The 21202-nt window shown below is 67.1% G+C and carries 15 protein-coding genes and 1 tRNA gene; 13 read left to right on the top strand and 3 right to left on the bottom strand.

Going from position 1 to position 21202, the window contains the following annotated elements:
• Positions 1–214: 214 nt before the first annotated feature.
• From FBQ73_RS20435 to FBQ73_RS20460, 6 genes are all read left to right on the top strand, one after another.
• Positions 215–2149, top strand: coding sequence for an extracellular solute-binding protein (locus FBQ73_RS20435; RefSeq protein ID WP_138401329.1), 1935 nt, complete (start codon positions 215–217; stop codon positions 2147–2149).
• On the top strand, positions 2146–4035 hold the full coding sequence (locus tag FBQ73_RS20440; protein WP_138401330.1) for an extracellular solute-binding protein: 1890 nt from the start codon (positions 2146–2148) through the stop codon (positions 4033–4035). The genes FBQ73_RS20435 and FBQ73_RS20440 overlap by 4 nt, the downstream gene beginning before the upstream one ends.
• A 73-nt stretch (positions 4036–4108) precedes the next feature.
• Positions 4109–5224 carry a microcin C ABC transporter permease YejB gene (locus FBQ73_RS20445; RefSeq protein WP_138401331.1) on the top strand — a complete coding sequence of 372 codons (1116 nt, stop codon included), beginning with the start codon at positions 4109–4111 and terminating at the stop codon, positions 5222–5224.
• A 2-nt stretch (positions 5225–5226) separates the two neighbouring features.
• Positions 5227–6435: an ABC transporter permease gene (locus FBQ73_RS20450; RefSeq protein WP_138401332.1), complete on the top strand. Its 1209-nt coding sequence runs from the start codon at positions 5227–5229 to the stop codon at positions 6433–6435.
• 11 nt (positions 6436–6446) lie between these two features.
• A complete protein-coding gene (locus FBQ73_RS20455) occupies positions 6447–8090 on the top strand; it encodes an ABC transporter ATP-binding protein (protein ID WP_138401333.1) in 1644 nt (547 codons plus the stop codon).
• A gap of 20 nt (positions 8091–8110) precedes the next feature.
• On the top strand, positions 8111–8740 hold the full coding sequence (locus FBQ73_RS20460) for an NUDIX domain-containing protein (RefSeq protein WP_246089797.1): 630 nt from the start codon (positions 8111–8113) through the stop codon (positions 8738–8740).
• Positions 8741–8800: 60 nt separating this feature from the next.
• On the opposite strand, the gene FBQ73_RS20465 is transcribed toward FBQ73_RS20460, so the two are convergent.
• Positions 8801–9595 (bottom strand): creatininase family protein, encoded by a 795-nt coding sequence (locus FBQ73_RS20465; RefSeq protein ID WP_246089798.1) that lies wholly within the window; start codon positions 9593–9595, stop codon positions 8801–8803.
• A gap of 425 nt (positions 9596–10020) precedes the next feature.
• On the opposite strand from FBQ73_RS20465, the gene FBQ73_RS20470 reads away from it, so the two are divergent.
• The 4 genes from FBQ73_RS20470 (at position 10021) to FBQ73_RS20485 (ending at position 15789) form a co-directional block, all read left to right on the top strand.
• Positions 10021–13344, top strand: a complete 3324-nt coding sequence (locus FBQ73_RS20470) for a helicase-related protein (RefSeq protein ID WP_138401336.1) — start codon at positions 10021–10023, stop codon at positions 13342–13344.
• A 1-nt stretch (position 13345) separates the two neighbouring features.
• Positions 13346–13633 carry an RNA-binding S4 domain-containing protein gene (locus FBQ73_RS20475; RefSeq protein WP_138401337.1) on the top strand — a complete coding sequence of 96 codons (288 nt, stop codon included), beginning with the start codon at positions 13346–13348 and terminating at the stop codon, positions 13631–13633.
• An 82-nt stretch (positions 13634–13715) separates the two neighbouring features.
• Positions 13716–14051, top strand: a complete 336-nt coding sequence (gene fdxA / locus FBQ73_RS20480) for a ferredoxin FdxA (protein ID WP_138401338.1) — start codon at positions 13716–13718, stop codon at positions 14049–14051.
• Between the two features lie 514 nt (positions 14052–14565).
• Positions 14566–15789, top strand: a complete 1224-nt coding sequence (locus tag FBQ73_RS20485; protein WP_138401339.1) for an acyltransferase family protein — start codon at positions 14566–14568, stop codon at positions 15787–15789.
• Positions 15790–15851: 62 nt separating this feature from the next.
• Here the strand turns inward: FBQ73_RS20485 and FBQ73_RS20490 are convergent, their stop codons facing one another.
• Positions 15852–16943 (bottom strand): hypothetical protein, encoded by a 1092-nt coding sequence (locus FBQ73_RS20490; RefSeq protein ID WP_138401340.1) that lies wholly within the window; start codon positions 16941–16943, stop codon positions 15852–15854.
• Positions 16944–17110: 167 nt separating this feature from the next.
• Positions 17111–17488, bottom strand: a complete 378-nt coding sequence (locus tag FBQ73_RS20495; protein ID WP_138401341.1) for a hypothetical protein — start codon at positions 17486–17488, stop codon at positions 17111–17113.
• Between the two features lie 134 nt (positions 17489–17622).
• Here FBQ73_RS20495 and FBQ73_RS20500 point away from each other — a divergent pair, with 134 nt between their 5' ends.
• From FBQ73_RS20500 to FBQ73_RS20510, 3 genes are all read left to right on the top strand, one after another.
• Positions 17623–19227, top strand: a complete 1605-nt coding sequence (locus tag FBQ73_RS20500; protein WP_138401342.1) for a peptide chain release factor 3 — start codon at positions 17623–17625, stop codon at positions 19225–19227.
• Between the two features lie 81 nt (positions 19228–19308).
• Positions 19309–20166 (top strand): 2,3,4,5-tetrahydropyridine-2,6-dicarboxylate N-succinyltransferase, encoded by an 858-nt coding sequence (dapD, locus tag FBQ73_RS20505; protein ID WP_138401343.1) that lies wholly within the window; start codon positions 19309–19311, stop codon positions 20164–20166.
• Positions 20167–20826: 660 nt separating this feature from the next.
• Positions 20827–20916 (top strand) — tRNA-Ser (locus FBQ73_RS20510).
• Positions 20917–21202: the final 286 nt, after the last annotated feature.

Raw genomic sequence — 21202 nt, forward strand, 5'->3', positions numbered from 1 at the left:
TCTTTCACGCCATTGTCATCCGGGCTGCCGGATGACGAAATCCAAGGCCGATCCCTCGCCGGGATCGGCCTTTTTCGTACCTGGGCTCTGGGAGGCGCTGTCGGCGAGTGGCACGCGGCATGGCACCGGTTGGGCCGCCGCCATGTTTCTGCCGTCGCTCCCGGTGTCATAATCGGTTATTGCCGAGATCACCGGAATCGCCCTGGAGACACTGATGCCCCTGCCGTCCGTTCGCCGCTTCGCCGTCCTCGCAGCCGTGGCGTGGGCCGCGGTCGCCCCGGCCGGCCTCGCGCAGGCGCAGGTGGCTCCGGCCGCCACGGACAGCGCCGCTCCGGCGGCCGCGCAGGTGTTCCGCCACGCCCTCTCCCTTATGGGCCAGCCGAAATATCCCGCCGGCTTTCCCCATTTCGATTATGTGAATCCGGCGGCACCCAAGGGCGGTCTGCTGCGGCTTGCCGAAGACGGCACCTTCGACACCTTCAACTTCGTGGTGCCGCGCGGCACGCCGGCGGCGGGCATCACCCTTATCTATGATACGCTCATGGCCGCCTCGTATGATGAGGTGTCGACCGAGTACGGCCTCATCGCCGAGGGCGTGAGCCATCCGGCGGATTTCTCCTTCGTCACCTACCGGTTGCGGGCCGATGCCAAATGGCATGACGGCACCCCCATCACCCCCGACGACGTGGTGTTCTCCTTCGAGGCGCTAACCAAGAACAATCCCAACCAGCGCTTCTACTACAGCCACGTGGTGAAGGCGGAGAAGACCGGCGAACGCGACGTGACCTTCACCTTCGACCAGGCCGGCAACCGCGAGTTGCCGCAGATCGTGGGCCAGCTCACCATCCTGCCCAAGCACTGGTGGACCGGCACCGACGCCGCCGGCAAGCCGCGCGATATCACCCAAGGCTCGCTGGAGGTGCCGCTGGGCTCCGGCGGCTACAGGATCAAGAGCTTCGTGCCCAGCCGCTCCATCACCTACGAGCGGGTGAAGGACTATTGGGCCAAAGACCTCAACGTGAATGTGGGCAAGGATAATTTCGACGAGATCCGCTACGAGTATTTCCGTGACGACACGGTGATGCTGGAGGCCTTCAAGGCCGACACCTATGATTTCCGGACCGAATCCTCCGCCAAGAACTGGGCCACGGCCTACGACTTCCCGGCGCGGGCGGACGGGCGGGTGGTGCTCGAAATGTTCGAGAACCGCGCCTCCGGCATCATGCAGGCCTTCATTCCCAACCTGCGGCGGGACAAGTTCAAGGACCCGCGGGTGCGCCGGGCGCTGAACTATGCGCTCGATTTCGAGGGCATGAACCACACCCTCTTCTTCGGCCAGTACAAGCGCATCAATTCCTATTTCTCCGGCACGGAGCTTGCCTCCTCCGGCCTGCCGCAGGGCCGCGAGCTGGACATCCTGAATAGCGTGAAGGACCTGGTGCCGCCCCAGGTGTTCACCACCGCCTACACCAATCCCGAGAGCGGAACGGAGGAGTCACGGCGCGCCAATTTGCGCGAGGCCTCCCGCCTGCTGAAGGACGCCGGCTACGAGATCAAGAGCCGCAAGCTGGTGGACGCCAAGGGCGAGCCCTTCACTCTGGAACTGCTCATCTCCAGCCCGGCCATGGAGCGGGTGGCGGTGTTCTACAAGCCGGCGCTGGAGCGTCTCGGTATCACCGTCACCATCCGCCTCGTGGATTCCTCCCAGTACATCAATCGGGTGCGGGCGCGGGACTTCGACATGATCGTCTCAGGCTGGGGCCAGTCGCTTTCGCCGGGCAATGAGCAGCGCGAATTCTGGGGGACGGAAGCTGCCGACCGGGAGGGCTCGCGCAACCTTGCCGGCATCCGCGACAAGGCGGTCGATACCCTGATCGAGAAGGTGATCTACGCCACCGACCGGGCGGACCTGGTGGCCGCCACCCACGCGCTCGACCGGGTGCTGCTGTGGAACGAATATGTCGTCCCCGCCTGGACGCTGAACTATACCCGCACCGCGCGATGGGACCGCTTCGCCCATCCGCCGACCCTGCCCACCTTCTCCTTCGCATTCCCCGACATCTGGTGGTTCGATCCGGCCAAGGCGGCCAAGGTGAATGCGGTCGGCCCGGCCAGCGGCGGGGCGAACAGCAGCGGGACCAGCAAATGAGGCTGTCGCGCCGCTCGCTGCTGTTGTCCGCCGCCTCCGCCGTCACCCTCCTGCCCGTCATGGCGCGCGGGCAGGCCGCGCCGCCGGACGCTGCGGCAAATGAGGGTGCGGCCTCCGCTGCGGCGGTGGAACGGCACGGCCTGTCCTTCTTCGGCGACCTGCGCTATCCGCCCGGCTTCACCCATTTCGAATATGTGGATCCGGACGCGCCCAAGGGCGGGCCGTTCTCCCAGATGGGCCGGGCGACCTTCTACAACCAGTCCCTCAACACCTTCGACACGCTGAACCCCTACAATCAGCGCGGCAACGGCGCCCAGGGCATCGAGCTGATTTACGACACGCTCATGACCGCCGCCGGCGACGAGAAGAGCGCCATGTACGGCCGCCTCGCCAGCTCGGTGGTGATCGCCGACGAGGGCCTCACCTACCGCTTCAAGCTGCGCCCGCAGGCGCGTTTCCATGACGGCACGCCGGTGACGGCGGCGGACGTGGTGGCCACCTTCGAGGCCTTCAAGGCCGACGCCTACGAGACCATCCGCATGGCCCTGCGCGACCTCACTGCCGTGGAGGCAGACGGGCCGAACGAAGTGGTGATGCGCTTTCGCCCCGGCCGGGCCCGCGACGTGCCGCTCACCGCCGCTGGCCTGCCGATCTTTTCCAAGGCGTTCCTTGCCAAGCACCCGTTCAACCAGTCCTCGCTAGAGGTGCCGCTGGGCTCGGGGCCGTATCGCGTCAAGAAGTTCGAGCAGGGCCGCTTCATTGAGTATGAACGCGTCGCCGACTATTGGGGCCGCGACCTGCCGGTGATGAAGGGCCGCTTCAACTTCGACACCGTGCGCTACGAATATTTCCGCGATCGGGTGGCTGGCCTGGAGGGCTTCAAGGCAAAGGCCTATCTGTTTCGCGAGGAGTTCACCGCCCGCGAATGGGCCACCGCCTATGATTTCCCCGCCGTGCGCGAGGGGCGGGTGAAGGTGGAGACCCTTCCGGACAATTCCTTCTCCGGCGTGCAGGGCTGGTTCTTCAACACCCGCCGCCCAAAATTCTTCGACCGGCGCGTGCGCGAGGCCATCGGGATCCTGTTCGATTTCGACTGGACCCGCAAAAACCTCATGTACGACAGCTACACCCGCACCGTCTCCTTCTTCCAGAATTCGGAGATGATGGCGCAGGGGCTGCCCTCTCCGGCCGAGCTGAAGCTGCTGGAGCCGTTCCGCGATCGCCTGCCGGAAGAGGTGTTCGGCGAGCCCTATGTGCCGCCCGTTTCCGACGGCACCGGCGAGGACCGCAACCTGCGCCGGCAGGCCCTGAACCTGCTGAAGGATGCCGGCTGGAGCGTGCAGCAGGGCAAGCTCGTGGACGCCAAGGGCGAGGCCTTCACCATCGAGTTCCTGGACGATGACGGCGGCATGGAGCGCCATACGGCGCGCTTCATCGGTCACCTGAAGAAGGTGGGTATCGACGCCACCTTCCGCATCGTGGACCCCGCCCAGTTCCAGCTGCGCCTGCAGGGCTTCGACTTCGACATGATCGTGCGGCGCTATTCCTTCGCGCCCTATCCGGGCGACGAGCTGCGCGCCTATTTCTCCACCGAGGCGGCGCGCACCCGCGGTTCCTACAATGTGGCGGGCATCGCCGATCCGGCGGTGGACGGGCTTATCAATGCGGCGCTGGCTGCCTCGGACGCCGCCGCCCTGGTCGTCGCCTGCCAGGCGCTGGACCGGGTGCTGCGCGCCGGGCGCTACTGGATCCCCCAGTGGTATTCCGGCCAGCATCGCATCGCCTACTGGAACCAGTTCGCCCGCCCCGCCACCAAGCCGCGCTATGATCTGGGCGCGCTCGACACCTGGTGGAGCACGGGCGCGGAGCCGGCGCGCGGGGGGTGAAGCCGACGCTTGAGGGTGGGCGGTTGACGGTGCGCCGGCTTGGCTGCACCGTCCGGCCGGATCGGGAGACGTGATGCTCGCTTATATCATCCGCCGCATAGCCCTGATGGTGCCGACCATTCTCGGCATCATGCTGGTGTCGTTCGTGGTCATCCAGTTTGCCCCCGGCGGCCCGGTGGAGCGGGTGATCGCCCAGCTCACCGGCGACGACGTCTCCGCCACCTCCCGCGTCTCCGGCGGAGGCGGCGACTTCTCCGGCGCCGGCGCCGCTGCCCAGGCGGGCGCTGCCATGGATGGGGCCGGCTCGAAATATCGCGGTGCGCAGGGGCTGGACCCGGCCTTCGTCAAGCAGCTCGAAAAGCAGTTCGGCTTCGACAAGCCGGCCCACGAGCGCTTTTGGAAGATGATCACGGATTACGCCACCTTCGATTTCGGCCGCTCCTATTTCCGCGACATCACCGTGTTGCAGCTGATCGGGGAGAAGATGCCCGTCTCCATCTCGCTCGGCCTGTGGATGACGTTGCTCACCTATCTCATCTCCATTCCGCTCGGCATCTCCAAGGCCATGCGCGATGGCTCGCGCTTCGACATGTGGACCTCGGCGGTGATCATCGTCGGCTATGCCATTCCCTCGTTCCTGTTCGCCATCCTGCTCATCATCCTGTTTGCCGGCGGCTCGTTCCTCGACCTGTTCCCGCTGCGCGGGCTCACCTCCGAGAACTTCTGGCAGATGAGCTGGCCGGAGCGCATCGTCGACTATGCCTGGCACCTGGTGCTGCCGCTCACTTCCATGGTGCTCGGCGCGTTCGCCACCATGACACTGCTCACCAAGAACTCGTTCCTGGAGGAGATCCGCAAGCAATATGTCACCACGGCGCGTATGAAGGGGCTGAGCGAGCGGCGCGTGCTCTACGGCCATGTGTTCAGGAATGCCATGCTGATCGTGATCGCGGGCTTTCCCAGCGCCTTCATCGCCGCCTTCTTCTCCGGCTCGCTGCTGATCGAGACCATCTTCTCCCTGGACGGCCTGGGCCTCCTGGGGTTCGAGAGCGTGCTCAACCGCGATTATCCGGTGGTGTTCGCCACCCTCTACATCTTCTCGCTGGCGGGGCTGATCGTCGGCTTGATCTCGGACCTCACCTACATGCTGGTCGATCCGCGCATCGACTTCGAGACGCGGGAGGTCTGAGAATGGACGCAGTCCCCGTGCTCCAGCCGGGCGAGCCCACCGACGTGCCCGCCGCCCGCGACGCACCCCACGGCCAGCTCCAGCCGCCGGGCGCGGCGAAGCCGCGTGGCCGCTTCGATCTCTCGCCGCTGAACCGGCGCCGCCTCGCCAATTTCCGCGCCAACCGGCGGGGCTACTGGTCGTTCGTGGTGTTCATGGTGCTGTTCGTCATCAGCCTCAGCGCCGAGTTCATCGCCAACGACAAGCCCATCCTCGTCTCCTATGACGGCGGCTATTATTTCCCCGTGGTGCGCGCCTATCCGGAGACCGCCTTCGGCGGCGACTTCGAGACCGACGCCGACTATCGCGATCCCTTCCTGCAGAAGCTGATCGCCGAAAAGGGCGGCTGGATGATCTGGCCGCCCATCCGCTTCTCCTATTCCACCCACAATCTGGATTTGCCCACTCCGGCGCCCTCGCCGCCCACCTGGATGCTCACCGAGGCCCAATGCAAGGCGGTGGCGGAGAAGAAAGGGGTGAGCGGCTGCTCGGGCCTTGAATACAATTGGCTCGGCACCGACGACCAGGGCCGCGACGTGGTGGCTCGCCTCATCTACGGCTTCCGCATCTCGGTGCTGTTCGGGCTTGCGCTCACCATCATCTCGTCGGTGATCGGCGTGGCGGCGGGCGCGGTGCAGGGCTATTTCGGCGGCTGGCTGGACCTGCTGTTCCAGCGCTTCATCGAGATCTGGACGGCGATCCCCTCCCTCTATTTGCTGCTCATCATCTCCTCGGTGCTGGTGCCGGGCTTCTGGGTGCTGCTGGGCATCCTGCTTTTGTTCTCTTGGGTGTCGCTGGTGGGGCTGGTGCGGGCGGAATTCCTGCGTGCGCGCAATTTCGAATATGTGCAGGCGGCCCGCGCGCTGGGGGTGGGCAACCTCACCATCATGACCCGGCACATGCTGCCCAACGCCATGGTGGCGACGCTGACCATGCTGCCCTTCATCCTCTCGTCCTCGGTGATGACGCTGACGGCGCTGGACTTCCTCGGCTTCGGCCTGCCCCCGGGGTCGGCCTCGCTGGGCGAGCTTCTGTCCCAGGGCAAGAACAACATCCAGGCGCCGTGGCTGGGCCTCACCGGCTTCTTCACCGTGGCGCTCATGCTAAGCCTGCTGATCTTCGTGGGCGAGGCGGTGCGCGACGCCTTCGACCCGCGCAAGACCTTCTCGTGAGGGACGGACCCATGACCCAGCCCCTCCTGTCCGTCGAAGACCTGTCCGTCGCCTTCCGCCGGGCCGATGATCCCAGCGGGACCGGGCAGGCGCTGGCGGTGAAGCATGTGTCGTTCGACCTCGCCAAGGGCGAGACGCTGGCGCTGGTGGGCGAATCCGGATCCGGCAAGTCGGTCACCGCGCTCTCCATCCTGAAGCTGCTGAACTATCCGGCAGCGAGCCACCCCTCCGGCCGCATCCTGTTCGAGGGGCGCGACCTGCTCACCGTCCCCGAGCGCGAGCTGCGGGCGGTGCGGGGCAACAAGATCACCATGGTGTTCCAGGAGCCCATGAGTTCCCTGAATCCGCTCCACACCATCGAGCAGCAGGTGGTGGAGATGCTCACCCTCCACCGCGGCATGGGCGCTGCCGCCGCGCGCGCCCGCACGCTGGAGCTTCTGGGCGAGGTGGGCATTCCCAAGCCGGAGGAGCGGCTTTCCGCCTATCCGCACCAATTGTCCGGCGGCCAGCGCCAGCGGGTGATGATCGCCATGGCGCTCGCCAACGAGCCGGACCTGCTCATCGCCGACGAGCCCACCACCGCCCTCGACGTGACCGTGCAGGCGCAGATCCTGAAGCTCCTGAAGGAGCTTCAGGGCCGCCTCGGCATGGCCATGCTGTTCATCACCCACGACCTCAACATCGTGCGCAAGATCGCCGATCGGGTGTGCGTGATGCAGCGGGGCGAGATCGTGGAGCAGGGCGGGGCGGAGCAGACCTTCCTCCATCCGCGCCACCCCTACACCCAGGCGCTGCTGAAGGCCGAGCCGAAGCCTGATCCTGCCCCCATCGTCCCCGATGCGCCCATCGTGGTGGAGACCACCGACCTCAAGGTTTACTTCCCCATCAAGCGCGGCATCCTGCGCAAGACCGTGGGCTACGTGAAGGCGGTGGACGGCGTCTCCGTCGCCATCCGCCGGGGCGAGACGCTGGGGGTGGTGGGGGAATCCGGCTCCGGCAAGACCACGCTGGGGCTTGCCATGCTGCGCCTCATCTCCAGCAAGGGGCCGGTGGCCTTCCTCGGCCAACGCATCGATGGCCTGTCCTTCAAGGCCATGAGGCCGCTGCGGTCCGACATGCAGATCGTGTTTCAGGACCCCTATGGGGCGCTCTCGCCGCGCATGTCGGTGAGCGACATCGTGGGGGAGGGGCTGCTGGTCCACCAGCGCGGCCTGTCCGCCGAGGCGCGGGAAGCGCGGGTGGTGGCGGCGCTGGAAGACGTGGGGCTCGATCCCGAAAGCCGGCACCGCTATCCCCACGAGTTCTCCGGCGGCCAGCGCCAGCGCATCTCCATCGCCCGCGCCATGGCGCTGGAGCCCTCCTTCGTGGTGCTGGACGAGCCCACCAGCGCCCTCGACATGATCGTGCAGGCGCAGATCGTGGACCTTTTGCGCGCGCTCCAGCGCAAGCGCGACCTTACCTTCATGTTTATTTCCCACGATTTGCGCGTGGTCTCGGCGCTGGCGAGCCGCATCTTGGTCATGCGCGACGGCAAGATGGTGGAGGAGGGCGAGGCACGCGCCGTGTTCGAGCAGCCGAAGGAAGCCTATACGCGGGCCCTGTTCGCCGCCGCCTTCAACCTGGAGATCGCCGGCCAGGGCGTGGTGCGCCAATGACAGGGCGAGAGCCGACCGTCATGGAGGACCGCCCCGCGCGGGTGGACGTGGAGGGTCCGGATCTGCTGGCCAAGGGCTTCCGGCCTTATGAGCGCTACCGGCTGGTGCTGCATCACGACGACGGCACGTCCGACACCCAGGTGCGCGACATCGTCCGCGGTGGCCGCGTGGTGGGGGTGCTCGGTTATGATCCCGGGCGGGAGCTGGTGGTGCTGATCCGCCAGTTCCGCCTCACCGCCCATCTCCTCCCCCAGGGGCGGGGCGAGATGGTGGAGATCGTGGCCGGGCTGGTGGAACCGGGCGAGGACCCGGAAGCGGCGGCGGTGCGTGAATGCATCGAGGAGACGGGCGTGGAACCGCGCCTCGTCCTGCCCATGCTCACCTTCACGCCGACGCCGGGCGTCACCGACGAATTCGCCCTGATGTATCTCGGCATCCTCGATGCCGGGGCGCTGCCCCCGCGGGCCGGCGCGCGGGACGAGACGGAGATGACGCAGCCGTTCGCCGTGCCGGTGGACGAGGCGCTGGCCGCCGTTGCGCAGGGGCGCTGCATCAACGGATTCCTCATCCTCGCCCTGCAATGGCTGGCGCTGAACCGCGCGCGCCTGCCGGAGCTGATCGCGGCGGCGGAGATCGAGGCGCGGTCTTGAGCCCGCGCGGCGTCTGAGCGAAACCCTCTCGGTCTCGGTCGAAGGCCGAGGCCGTCGGTATCAAACGTGGTGGTCGAAGCGCTCCAGGTCGAAATTCGACACGTCCCTCAATAACTCGATGAAGGCCCGCGTGCCGAATTCAGCCGCCGCCTCACCCTTGAGGGCGGTGGCGCCGCGCGCGTCGCCCATGGCGCCATCGCCGGAGAGATCCTCGGCGAGCCAGCCGAAGCCCACCGGATGGTTGGCCCGCAGCCGCGCGAATTCGCTTTCCATGGCCACGCTGTAGGGGGTGAATTCCCCCGCATGGGTCAGGTCCACCAATTCGGGGCGGAAGGCGAGCATGAGCGAGGTCTCGATCTCGCCGCCATGGATGCCGTGGGCGCGCTCATGATCCGTGAACAGGCCCACCGGATAGCCGAAGCGGTGCATGGAACAGGTGACGGCCAGCATGCGGTGCTTCACGCGCAGGGTGCGGGCCACAAGGTCGATGACCGGCACGTTGCCGCCATGGGTGTTCATGAGCACCAGCCGCCGCACCCCGGCGCGGGCAAGACAGTCACCCAGCTCGACCCAGGCGGCGAGCGCGGTGGCGGGCGACAGGGTGAGGGTGCCGGCGAAGGTGATGTGTTCATCGGACTTGCCCACCGCCTGCGCCGGCAGGAACACGGCGTCCAGGTCGCGGGGAACCTGGAAGGCGATGCGCTCGATATAGCCTTCAGCGATGAACAGGTCGGTTCCAAGGGGCAGGTGCGGGCCATGCTGCTCCACCGCGGCCACGGGCAGCACGGCGACGAGGCGCGTCTTGTCGAGGGCAGCAATGGCCGGGGACGAAAGTTCTGCCCACTTGAGAAACACCAGTCGCCTCCTGAGGTGCCGCCGCTTACCCGCGGCATTTTCATGGGGCTGAAAAGGCGCATAAAGTCAAGGGGCTGACGGCAGGGGAGCCGCCGCCTTCGCGTTTCGCAGCGGCAGGGCAGGGGGCGCCTCGCCGGCCCCCTCGTCGGGGGAGGAACAAAAGGGACTTTTCCACAGGCTGTGATTCGCGCGCCTTTCGTTTCTCTTTTGTTCTTGGCAGCCACGCCGGTTGTCCCGATGTGGGACAAGGGCGCGCCGGCTGCCACGGTCGGGAGGAGGGGAACGGAACGGGGCATGAACGGACGGCCAGGCGGTGATTCGCGCCTGTTCCGTTCGCAAAATGTTCACGCCCCCCCTTTCGCCATGGTGCCCCTGTCCCGATATGCTACAGAACCCCCACACGTGAGCGGACCTGATTTCAGCCGATGGATGACGTCACCCAATGGGCCGTTCTGCCGCGCAGCGTGAGGGCGCGGGGGGTGAGCGCGGTCCTCGGCCCCACCAATACGGGCAAGACCCATCTCGCCATCGAGCGCATGCTCGGACACGAGAGCGGCATCATCGGCCTGCCGCTGCGACTGCTCGCGCGCGAGGTGTACCAGCGTATCGTCGAGCGGGTGGGAGCGGACAAGGTCGCCCTCGTCACCGGCGAGGAGAAGATCAAGCCCAAGAACCCGCGCTATTGGGTCTCCACCGTGGAGGCCATGCCGCGCGACCTGGACGTGTCCTTCGTCGCCATCGACGAGATCCAGCTCGCCACAGACCTTGATCGCGGCCATGTCTTCACGGACCGGATGCTCAACCGGCGCGGCCGGCACGAGACGCTGCTGCTCGGCTCCGCCACCATGCGCCCGTTGATCGAGAAGCTGTTGCCGGGTGTGAGCATCGTGGTGCGTCCGCGCCTGTCCACCCTCAGCTTCGCGGGCGAGAAGAAGATTTCCCGCCTGCCCCGGCGCTCGGCCATCGTCGCCTTCTCGGCGGAGGAGGTCTATTCCATCGCCGAGTTCATCCGCCGCCAGCGCGGCGGGGCGGCGGTGGTGATGGGATCGCTCTCGCCCCGCACCCGCAATGCCCAGGTGGAGCTCTACCAGTCGGGCGACGTGGATTATCTCGTCGCCACCGATGCCATCGGCATGGGCCTCAATCTCGATGTGGACCATGTGGCCTTCGCCTCGGACCGCAAGTTCGACGGCTGGCAGTTCCGCAAGCTCAATGCCTCCGAGATGGCGCAGATCGCCGGGCGTGCCGGCCGCGCGACGCGGGACGGCACCTTCGGCACCACCGGCCGCTGCCCGCCTTTCGATGAGGAATTGGTGGGCCGGCTGGAAGAGCATGTGTTCGACACCGCGAAGGTGTTGCAATGGCGCAACGCCGTCCCCGATTTCCGCTCCGCCGCCGCCCTTCTCGCCAGCCTGTCCCAGCTTCCCAGGGAGGAGGGGCTGACCCGCGCGCCGGTCGCCGACGACGTGGCCGTGCTCGAAATCATGAGCCGGGACACGGAGGTGACAGCCCGCCTTGCCTCGCCCTCCGATGTGGAAAGGTTGTGGGACGCCTGTCAGGTGCCGGATTATCGCAAGGTGTCTCCGGGGGCCCATGCGGAGCTCGTGGCAACGCTTTTCGGGCATCTTTCGGGGGGCGGATTTATCCCCGATGCGTGGTTCGCGCGTCAAATCGCCTTGACCGATCGCCCAGAAGGCGACATCGACACGTTGTCGAACCGGATCGCGCAGGTGAGAACCCTTACCTTCGTGGCCAACCGGCCCGACTGGCTCAAGGATCCGGGGCACTGGCAAGGCGTCACGAGAGGGGTCGAAGACAAGCTGTCGGACGCACTGCACGAAAGGCTGGCCCAGCGTTTCGTGGACCGGCGAACCAGCGTGCTCATGCGGCGCCTGCGAGAGAACACGATGCTCGAAACTGAAATCAGCAAGACCGGTGACGTTACCGTTGAAGGCCATGTCATCGGCCACCTCCATGGCTTCCAGTTCGCCCCGGATCCGGCGGCGGGCGGGGAGGAGGCCAAGGCCCTGCGCGCCGCTGCCCAAAAGGCGCTGGCGGGTGAGATCGAGCAACGCGCCACCCGCGTCGCCCAGGCCGTGGACGAGGCCTTCGTGCTCACGTTCGACGGCACCGTCCGCTGGACGGGGGAAGCGGTGGCCAAGCTCATCCCCGGCGACGAGGTGCTGAAGCCGCGCTTCAAGATCATCGCCGACGAGCACCTCACCGGCCCGGTCCGGGACCAGGTGGAGGCCCGTATCGCCCTGTGGCTGTCGGCCCATATCGAGAAGCTGCTCGGCGCGCTTACCAAGCTCGGCACGGCGGAAGACATCACCGGCATCGCCCGTGGCATCGCCTTCCAGATCGTCGAGAGCCTCGGCGTGCTGGAGCGCGCCCGCGTGGCCGAGGAGGTGAAGGGGCTCGACCAGGCCGCCCGCGCCACCCTGCGTGGCTATGGCGTGCGCTTCGGCGCCCATCACATCTATCTTCCCGCGCTGCTGAAGCCCGCCCCGCGGTCGCTGGCGGCCGAGCTTTATGCGCTGAAGCACGGCGGCCTCGCCCAGAAGGGCCTTGACGAGCTGCCGCATCTGGCAGCCTCCGGGCGCACCTCCATCCCGGTGGATCACGAGATCCAGAAGGGCCTGTACCGCGCCGTGGGCTTCCGCGTGTGCGGCGAGCGCGCCGTGCGCGTGGACATCCTGGAGCGGCTCGCTGACCTCATCCGCCCGGCGCTGGCCTGGCGGCCGGGCTCCGCCGGCCCCAAGCCTGCGGGCGCGGTGGATGGGCGCGGTTTCACCGTGACCGTGGGCATGACGTCGCTCGCCGGCTGCTCGGGGGAGGATTTCGCCTCCATCCTCAAGTCGCTGGGCTATCGCATGGAGCGCCGCCCGCCGCCCCCGCCCGAGGCCGAGGCTCCCGCCGCGGTGCCTGCGCCGGCGCCGGCGGAATTCGCCCCGTTGCCGGAAGGCGCTATCGAGGCCGACCTGTTGTTCGACGCGCCGCCCGCCGAGGCTGCGCCTGTGGAGGGGGCCGAGGCTGCTGCGGTCGACGCCGCTGAGGTCGAGGCTTCCGATGCCACAGCCGTTGAGGCCGTGGCCGAGACGCCCGAGCCCGAGGTTGCCGAAGCTGAGCCCGCCGCTGAGGCGGAAGAGGCGGACGCCGTCATCGCCGACGAGATCGAGGCGGAAGCAACGGTCGAGGCGGTTGACGAAAGCGGCGATCCCACCGCCGCCGAGGTGGCCGCTGAAGTGAGTGCTCCGGCGGCGCCCGGTGGCCCCGAGGCCGTGGAAGGTGCGCCTGCCGAGCCCGAGATGATCGAGGTGTGGCGTCCTGGCCGTCCGCCGGGTGCGCCCCGCCGCGAGCGTCCGCAGGGCGAGGGCCGCCGTTTCGGCGGTGAGCGCAAGGATGGCGAGCGCCGTGAGGGCGGCAGGGACAACGAGCGTCGCGGTGAGCGTCGTGACGGTCGTCCCCCCCATCGCCGTCCCGCCGAGGCGCCAGCCGCCGAAGCCGGAGCGCCCGGCACCGAGGGCGAGCGCGCGCCGCGTCCGCCCCGGGGCGATCGTCCCTTCCGCGGACCGCGCGAGGGCGAGGGCAATCGTGGCCCGCGTCCGGAGCATCGCGCGGACCAGCGGGCCGAGCATCGGCCGCCGCAGCAGGAGCGCCGGCGCGACAAGCCGGCGGACCCGGACAGCCCGTTCGCCGCCCTCGCCGCGCTGAAGGCGCGCCTGGAGGCGGAGAAGAAGGGCAAGTGAGGTGACGGGTGCGGTGGCGGATCCGGCGGAGCGGCAGAGGCTCGACCGCTGGATCTGGCATGCCCGCGTGGTGCGCACCCGGGAGGCAGCGGCGGATCTGGTGCGTGCCGGCCATGTCCGTATCGACGGCGCGCGGGTGACGAGCCCGTCGCAATCGGTGCGGGCGGGGCAGGTGCTCACCATTGCCCTCGACCGGAACGTGCGCGTGTTGCGAATCGTTAGCTTTTCGCAGCGGCGAGGAGATGCTACATCGGCACGCGCGCTTTTCGACGAAATAACAGAAGTGTGACGGGTAATGGTGGCTGCGGCCTTGCGTGCGCTTGAACGGCGCGCCGGGCTGCGCTAACCGAGGCCCGCGAAAGGGATTTTCCATGACTTACGTCGTCACCGAGAACTGCATCCGCTGCAAGTACATGGATTGCGTGTCCGTGTGCCCGGTGGACTGTTTCTACGAGGGCGAGAACATGCTCGTCATCCACCCCGACGAGTGCATCGACTGCGGGGTCTGCGAGCCGGAATGCCCGGCCGAGGCCATCAAGCCGGATGCCGAGCCGGGGCTCGAGAAGTGGCTCGCGCTCAACGCCGAATATGCCAAGGCGTGGCCCAACATCACGCTCAAGCGCGACCCGCCGGCCGACGCCAAGGAGTGGGACGGCAAGCCCGGTAAGGAAGAGCTGTTCTCGCCGGAACCCGGCCAGGGCGACTGATCCGGCGCCGGGCCCGCGCTGGCCGGATCCGGCTTGGTGAGGCGCAGCACTGCCCGCTCAGTTCACCTTGATCTGATCGGGCTGGCGCGCCCCGGAAGCGGCACGGTGACGCTTGTACGGTGACGCTCGTTCGCGTGAAGGCACGCCGAAACAAGACTTTCGAACGATGGATGTCGGCCGGGCGAACGGCCGCAGCGTATCATGTGAGATCCGGACAAGAATCGATCTGCTCGGCGAATCGCCTCTTTATTCAAAAATGGAATGCGTGATCCGAACAGCCCGTGACGCGAACTGTTCGGCGCCTGCCATGGATACACGTCTGGCAGGTGGGTACTCCAGATTGCCGCTTTTGATGGTGTCTTATTGACGCCAACTTGATCTATGTTTAACAATAAAAGGCTGTTTTCTGTCTGTAAAGTAATGGCTTGCAGGCATATGGCAGTCTGTCCAGAAGACACATTCCGTCTATCCAGCTTTTTGAACATCCAGTCACAGAGATATTGGCAGGTGACTCATGGAAAGTGCGAGGTATCGCGCGCTTGATGGTCTGCGGGGCCTGGCTGCTTTGCTTGTTGTCTTCTATCATATGGTAATTTCGAGTATTTTTAAATATGTTCCTTTCGTTTACAATGGCGATATTGCCGTAGATGTTTTTTTCATCTTGTCTGGATTTGTGATTTCGTCAGCCTACGCGGATCGCATCGATGACTCGCATGCGATGAGGCGTTTCCTCGCCTTGCGATTCTTCCGGATCTATCCGCTGCATTTCTGCGTGCTGATGGTGTTTCTGGCCCAGGAGTTTCTTAAGCTCTATTTCTGGCACAAAGGCGTCAGGCTCAACAATGGCCCGCCGTTCACCGGAGACCAGTCGCCGGGGCTGTTCGTCGCCACCTTGTTTCTGGTGCAGGCCTGGGGCGTGTTCGACAAGAATTTCTGGAATGGCCCGAGCTGGAGCATCAGTTGCGAGGTCTTCGCCTATTTGGCCTTCGCCCTGACGGCGCCGCTGCGCCTGCTGCGCCGGCGCTTTGCGCCGCTCGGCATCCTCCTCTTCGCCACCTGTTCCTACATCTATGCCGCCACGCTCCATGACGGCCTCGCCCAGGCCTTCTACGGGCCGGCAGCCATACTGCGTGGCCTCTCCGGCTTCTTCCTCGGCGCCCTGTGCTACGAGGCGGTGAGCTCGGGCCGGCTGAAGGAGCTGCTCTCTGCGGCCTCCGACCGTGCCCTGAACCTCTGGCAGGGCGGTACCGTGCTGGTCATCCTCCTGCTCCTGACGGTGTGCCAGGGGGCCACTATCATTGCCGCTCTGGTGCCGCTGACGGTGCTTGTACTGCTGCTGCATACCGACCGGGGCTTCGCCTGCGACTTTCTGAATACGCGTCCGCTCCAGGCACTGGGGAGGATCTCCTATTCGATCTACATGGTCCATTTCTTCATCCTGGTGTCGGCGGACACCGTGCTGAAGCGGATCGTCGGCGAGCAGCCGGACGGCGCGCCCTGGTCGCAGATGCCTCTCCTGCAGGGCACGCTGCTGTCCCTCGCACTGGCGCTGGTGGTGGTCGTGGTCGCCAGCCTCACCTGGCGCTTCATCGAGGAGCCTGGACGCGCGTTCGGCCGGCGCCTGGTGGGCGGGGGTCCCGACCCTCGCGCCGGCGGAACCGCGGCGGGGACGGGCATGCCGGCGCTGGACACGGCCAGCAAAGCCTCCCTCGAGGCCGTACCGGGCGGCACGGACTAGGGCCGGATCAAGCTCCCCAGCCTGGCGGCGGCCTGTCGCACGGGGGCGCGCCCCGCCGCCACCTATGCCGCAGGCCGAGCGGAGAGCGTCCCAAGATGGGTGCCCAGTCCCGCGCCCTTCGGCAGTCCGGCTACCTCCTCGACCTGAAGCGAGCCGTCCGCCAGGGCGCGGATAATGGCCGCGAGATGGTCGAAGCGGCGGTCGGAGCGATCGATCAGATCGAGCCAGAGCTGGTCGAACTGGTCGAGCAGCTCGGCCAGCGGCACCACCGGCAGCTGGATGCCGGAATAGCGCGGATGCTTGTTGGTGAGCTTCTTCCAATCGTCCTTCAGCGCATCCCGCAACACGGGATCGTTGGTCAGCCGGTTGTCTCGGCCGCCGCGCTCGAAGGCGGCCTTGGTCTCCAGCAGATGCGTGAGGTGCGCGATGGCGCGGCTGCGCATCAGCGGCCGGATCTGGTTCTTGAAATAGCCGCGCAGCGTGTCGGTGTAGACTGTGTCCTCATAGCCGATGTCGCGAGCCACCCCGCCGCCCACCTGCGCCGCTGCCTTTTCGAACAGGCCCTGCGGCCAGTTTTCGGGGGGCCGTGAGGTGAGGAGCAGGACCACGCCCGGCGGCAGTGCGGCGGCAGAGGGCAGCACCGCGAGGGCGCTTTCGTCGCCGATCTGCTCCAGCCCGTCGATGGCTACCAACAGCCGCTTGGCCCCGGCGGTTGTCAGCTGGTCCCGCGCCGCGCCAAGCAGGGCGAGCACATCCGCCTGCGTCGGCTCCACGCCGGATGCCTCCACCGGCGCGACGCCGAATTCCGCCGTTACGGCCTCCTTCAGTGCCGCCACCAGTGCGTGAGGGGTCATGGGCCCGTGCAGATGGATGCCGATGGCCCGGATGTCGCTGGAAATGGTGCTGTCGATGCCTTCGAGGACGGCGGGGTCGCGCCCCGGCCTCCTGGCGATGATGCCGCGCACGAACAGGGTCTTGCCGATGCCGGCCGGCGTCCGAAGCCAATAAAGCCCGCGATCGGTGGTCAGCAGGAATTCCCGCAGCGGCGTCCGCAGGTAGGTGGGCGACACATAGGCCGCATCCAGCGCGGCAAAATCGTGGAGTGCGGGCTCGGGCGTCGGGTCGCAGCGGACCTCCGGGGCAGGAGAGGTCATGTCGTGTTCCTCCGGGCGTTGTGGCCTTTGTGGCGCCACAGAGGACGGATCGCTGGTCTTCGGTCTCCCGCCCCGGCAGGACTGCCGTGCTGTTGGCGGGTTTCCACCCAAGGGTCCTCACACCCCCTCCCCAAGCACAAAGCATGCCCCTGGTACGAGGCGAGTCTTCAGGGGGCGGTGAGCTGCTCGTACTGGGACAGCACCACCTGGCCCGCCGCATCGAGGTAGGCGCGGCCGAAGCGCGACTTTGCCAGCGTATCCACCGGCTGCCAGATGGTGCCGCCGAGGGGTGGGGAGGCGCCGGGCCCGGCGCAGGGCACGGTGATGCTCACCGCCTGTCCCGGCTTGTAGGCGGTGCCCCGCTCCACCCGGGCGACGGTGCCGGCGACCGTGCAGGCTCCGAAGCTTTCGCGCGGCGGCGTCACCTTCTGCACCGCGATGACGATGACGCTGGCCGCATCGCGCCGCGCGGCCTCATAGACGTAAGGCGGCATCAGCGCCGCCGCCGGCCCGCTCCAGGCGGCCAGCAGTGCCGCGACCAGCAATCCGGCGCCCCCCAGAGGTGGCCGCCGGGCTCCGGGACCGCCATTGGCGCCATTGTTTCCGATCGATCTGCCAATCATCGCGAACTCCCGCCATGCCGGTTTGTCGAAATCCGGTTTCGCCTTATATAGCCCCGATGCTCGACGAGACCCATTCCACGGCGGCGGCGCCTCTGCCGGACTTCGCCCGCCGGCGTACCTTCGCCATCATCTCCCATCCGGACGCCGGTAAAACGACGCTGACGGAAAAGCTCCTGCTTGCCTCTGGCGCCATCCGCATGGCCGGCCACGTGAAGGCGCGCGGCGAGCGCCGGCGCACCCGCTCCGACTGGATGGAGATCGAGCAGCAGCGCGGCATCTCGGTCACCTCCTCGGTGATGACCTTCGAGCGCGACGGCATCGTCTTCAACCTGCTCGACACCCCCGGCCACTCGGACTTTTCCGAGGACACCTACCGCACCCTCTCGGCGGTGGACGCGGCGGTGATGGTGATCGACGCCGCCAAGGGCATCGAGAGCCAGACCCGCAAGCTGTTCGAGGTCTGCCGCCTGCGCGACATCCCCATCTTCACCTTCGTCAACAAGGTGGACCGCGAGAGCCTCGACCCCATCGCCCTGATGGACGAGGTGTCCTCCACCCTCGCCCTCGACCTCACCCCGCTCACCTGGCCCATCGGCATGGGCGTGGATTTCCGTGGCCTCATCGACATCGCCAACAAGAAGGCCCTGCTCGCCACCGAGCGCGGCGGGCCGCTGGTGCGCGAGGTGCCGTTCGAGACGCCGGAGGACCTCATCGACCTTGAAGGGGTGGAGGAGCGCATCATCAACGAGGCAGTGGAGAGCCTGACGCTGGCGCTCGGCGTGCTGCCGCCGTTCGAGTTGGCCTCGTTCCGCGAGGGCCACCTCTCCCCGGTCTATTTCGGTAGCGCGCTGAAGGAGGCCGGCGTCGCCGAGCTGCTGTTCGGCCTTGGCGACGTGGGGCCGAGCCCGCTGCCGCGCTCCGCCCGGGGTCGCACCGTGGAGCCGGCGGAGGATCTGGTCTCCGGCTTCGTCTTCAAGGTGCAGGCCAACATGGACCCCAACCACCGGGACCGCGTGGCCTTTGTGCGCCTGTGCTCGGGCCGCTTCAAGCGCGGCATGAAGCTGTTCAATCCGCGCGAGAAGCGCCAGATGGCCATCGCCAACCCCATCTTCTTCTTCGCCCAGGAGCGCGAGACGGTGGACGAGGCGGTGGCCGGCGACATCATCGGCATTCCCAACCACGGCATGTTGCGGGTGGGCGACACCCTCTCCGAGGGCGAGACCATCCGCTTCGAGGGCCTGCCGGACTTCGCGCCGGAAATCCTGCGCCGGGTGCTGCTCTCCGACCCCATGAAGGCCAAGCAGCTGCAGAAGGCGCTGCAGGACATGGCGGAAGAGGGCGTGGTGCAGGTCATCAAGCCGGTGTCCGATCCCGCCCCCATCGTGGGCGTGGTGGGCACCCTGCAACTCGACGTGCTCGCCGCCCGGCTGGAGAAGGAATACGGCGTTCCCATCCGCTACGAGGCGGTGTCCTTCGTCACCGCCCGCTGGATCGTGGGCGAGCGGACCGAGGTGGAGCGCTTCATGGAGGCGAACCGCTCCTCCACCGCTCGCGACCGCGACGAGGCGCCGGTCTATCTCGCCCGCAGCCAGTGGGTGCTGGACCGCGCCATCGAGGAATGGCCCAAGCTCAAGTTCGTCGCCGTGAAGGAACGCGGCTGACCTTTCATCCCGCCCTGAATTGACTCGCCCTGAATTGACTTGCCCGGCCGCGCGGGGGCGCGGCCGATCTGGAGGACCCCCATGGCCGACGCCGCCCGCCTTGCCGATCTTTCCCGCATCATCGACGACGCCTTCGAGAAGCGCGCCGAGATCGGCTTTTCCACCACCGGCGAGGTGCGTCTCGCCGTCGACGAGGCGCTCTCCCTCCTCGACAGTGGCGCCGCCCGCGTGGCCGAAAAGGCCGCCGAGGGCAATTGGCAGGTGAACCAGTGGCTGAAGAAGGCGGTTCTGCTCTCCTTCCGCCTGAACGACATGGAGCCCATCGCCGGCGGCCCTGGCGGTGCCCACTGGTGGGACAAGGTGCCCTCCAAGTTCGCCGCCTGGGGCGAGAAGGACTTCCGCTCCGCCGGCTTCCGCGCCGTGCCCGGCGCCATCGTGCGCCGCTCGGCCTTCATCGCGCCCAACGTGGTGCTGATGCCGTCCTTCGTGAATCTCGGCGCCCATGTGGGCGAGGGCACCATGGTGGACACCTGGGCCACGGTGGGCTCCTGTGCCCAGATCGGCAAGAACGTGCACCTGTCCGGCGGCGTGGGCATCGGCGGCGTGCTGGAGCCGCTGCAGGCCGGCCCCGTGATCATTGAGGACGACTGCTTCATCGGTGCCCGCTCCGAAGTAGTGGAGGGCGTGGTGGTGCGCACCGGCTCGGTGCTCTCCATGGGCGTCTTCATCAGCGCCTCCACCAAGATCGTCGACCGCGAGACCGGCGAGGTCTTCGTGGGCGAAGTGCCGGCCTATTCGGTGGTGGTGCCCGGTTCGCTGCCCGGCAAGCCCCTGCCCAACGGCCAGCCCGGCCCCTCGCTTTATTGCGCGGTGATCGTGAAGCGGGTGGACGCGCAGACCCGCTCCAAGACCTCCATTAACGACTTGCTGCGCGATTGATAACCCCCTGATCGCCTTGCGCGGACCTCGTCAGGCGGGTGCGTGCGCCGCGCCTGCCTGGCAAGCGCCGCCACTGGGCGCCTCCCGGCGTGAAGGTTTGCGATTGGCGAAGGTCTTCGACCGAAGCCGCTTGGGAATCACGCGGGCCTGACGGGATCTGGCCCTGCCGACGTGCGGATCTCAATGGCTTGGCCTGGACGTGAGGAGGAATGTCCTGGCCTCAGGTTCACTCGGGGGATTTCGCAGGCCCCTTTATCTTGCGGGACGGTGATCCTCAGGCTCGACGATCTGCCCGGCGGCGGAGCTTGGCGCGGACTTCGGGCGCAAGGCGGTGGCCCGCAGTGGCGTCGGGACGGTCACTGAGGTCGGCTGTCGCGCCGTATCGGCGTGGTGCCGCGGGTGCGGCGGTCTGGCCTGTGGGTAGCCGTGCGATAACGTCTTGCCAGACGACGACAAGCCGCTATATTCCGCCGCCTCGCCGGTATGCAGCGCTGCATAAGGGCTGCCGGTCTTCGAGTTCCCCTGGAAAGCGATGACGTAAGGTACGGCGTCCGGGTTCCCTCCCGGTACGGAGAAGTGGCCGATGAGTGGGCGCAACGCGTCTGCCTTCAGCGGTTGTCTTTTCCGAAGGGGTCTGCGCGCATCTCGGTGTGCGCGGCTGGAGAGGTGGCCGAGTGGTTGAAGGCGCACGCCTGGAACGCGTGTATACGGGAAACCGTATCGAGGGTTCGAATCCCTCTCTCTCCGCCATTTCAGTCCCTGAGTGGGCACTGCGTTTACGCCATCACCCGATACCAGAGCCTGAAGCAGCCGTGACTTCAATCCCATGATCCGAACCTCGCCCTCGGCAACCTCGACGCGCTGGGCAAGCGCGCGGAGATGGTCGCGGCGATAGCCACCGCCTTCTAGCACTACTTTGGCAGAATCAGATTGGCGGTCTCCAGATGGCCCTTCGGCAGTGGGGGCAAGTTGGCGGTAGTGATGCGGAGGAGAGTGCCTTGAGGACGGCTCTGCGGACCTGAGGCAAGGTCGGCCG

It is taken from the genome of Xanthobacter autotrophicus (genome assembly GCF_005871085.1).
GTDB lineage: Bacteria > Pseudomonadota > Alphaproteobacteria > Rhizobiales > Xanthobacteraceae > Xanthobacter > Xanthobacter autotrophicus.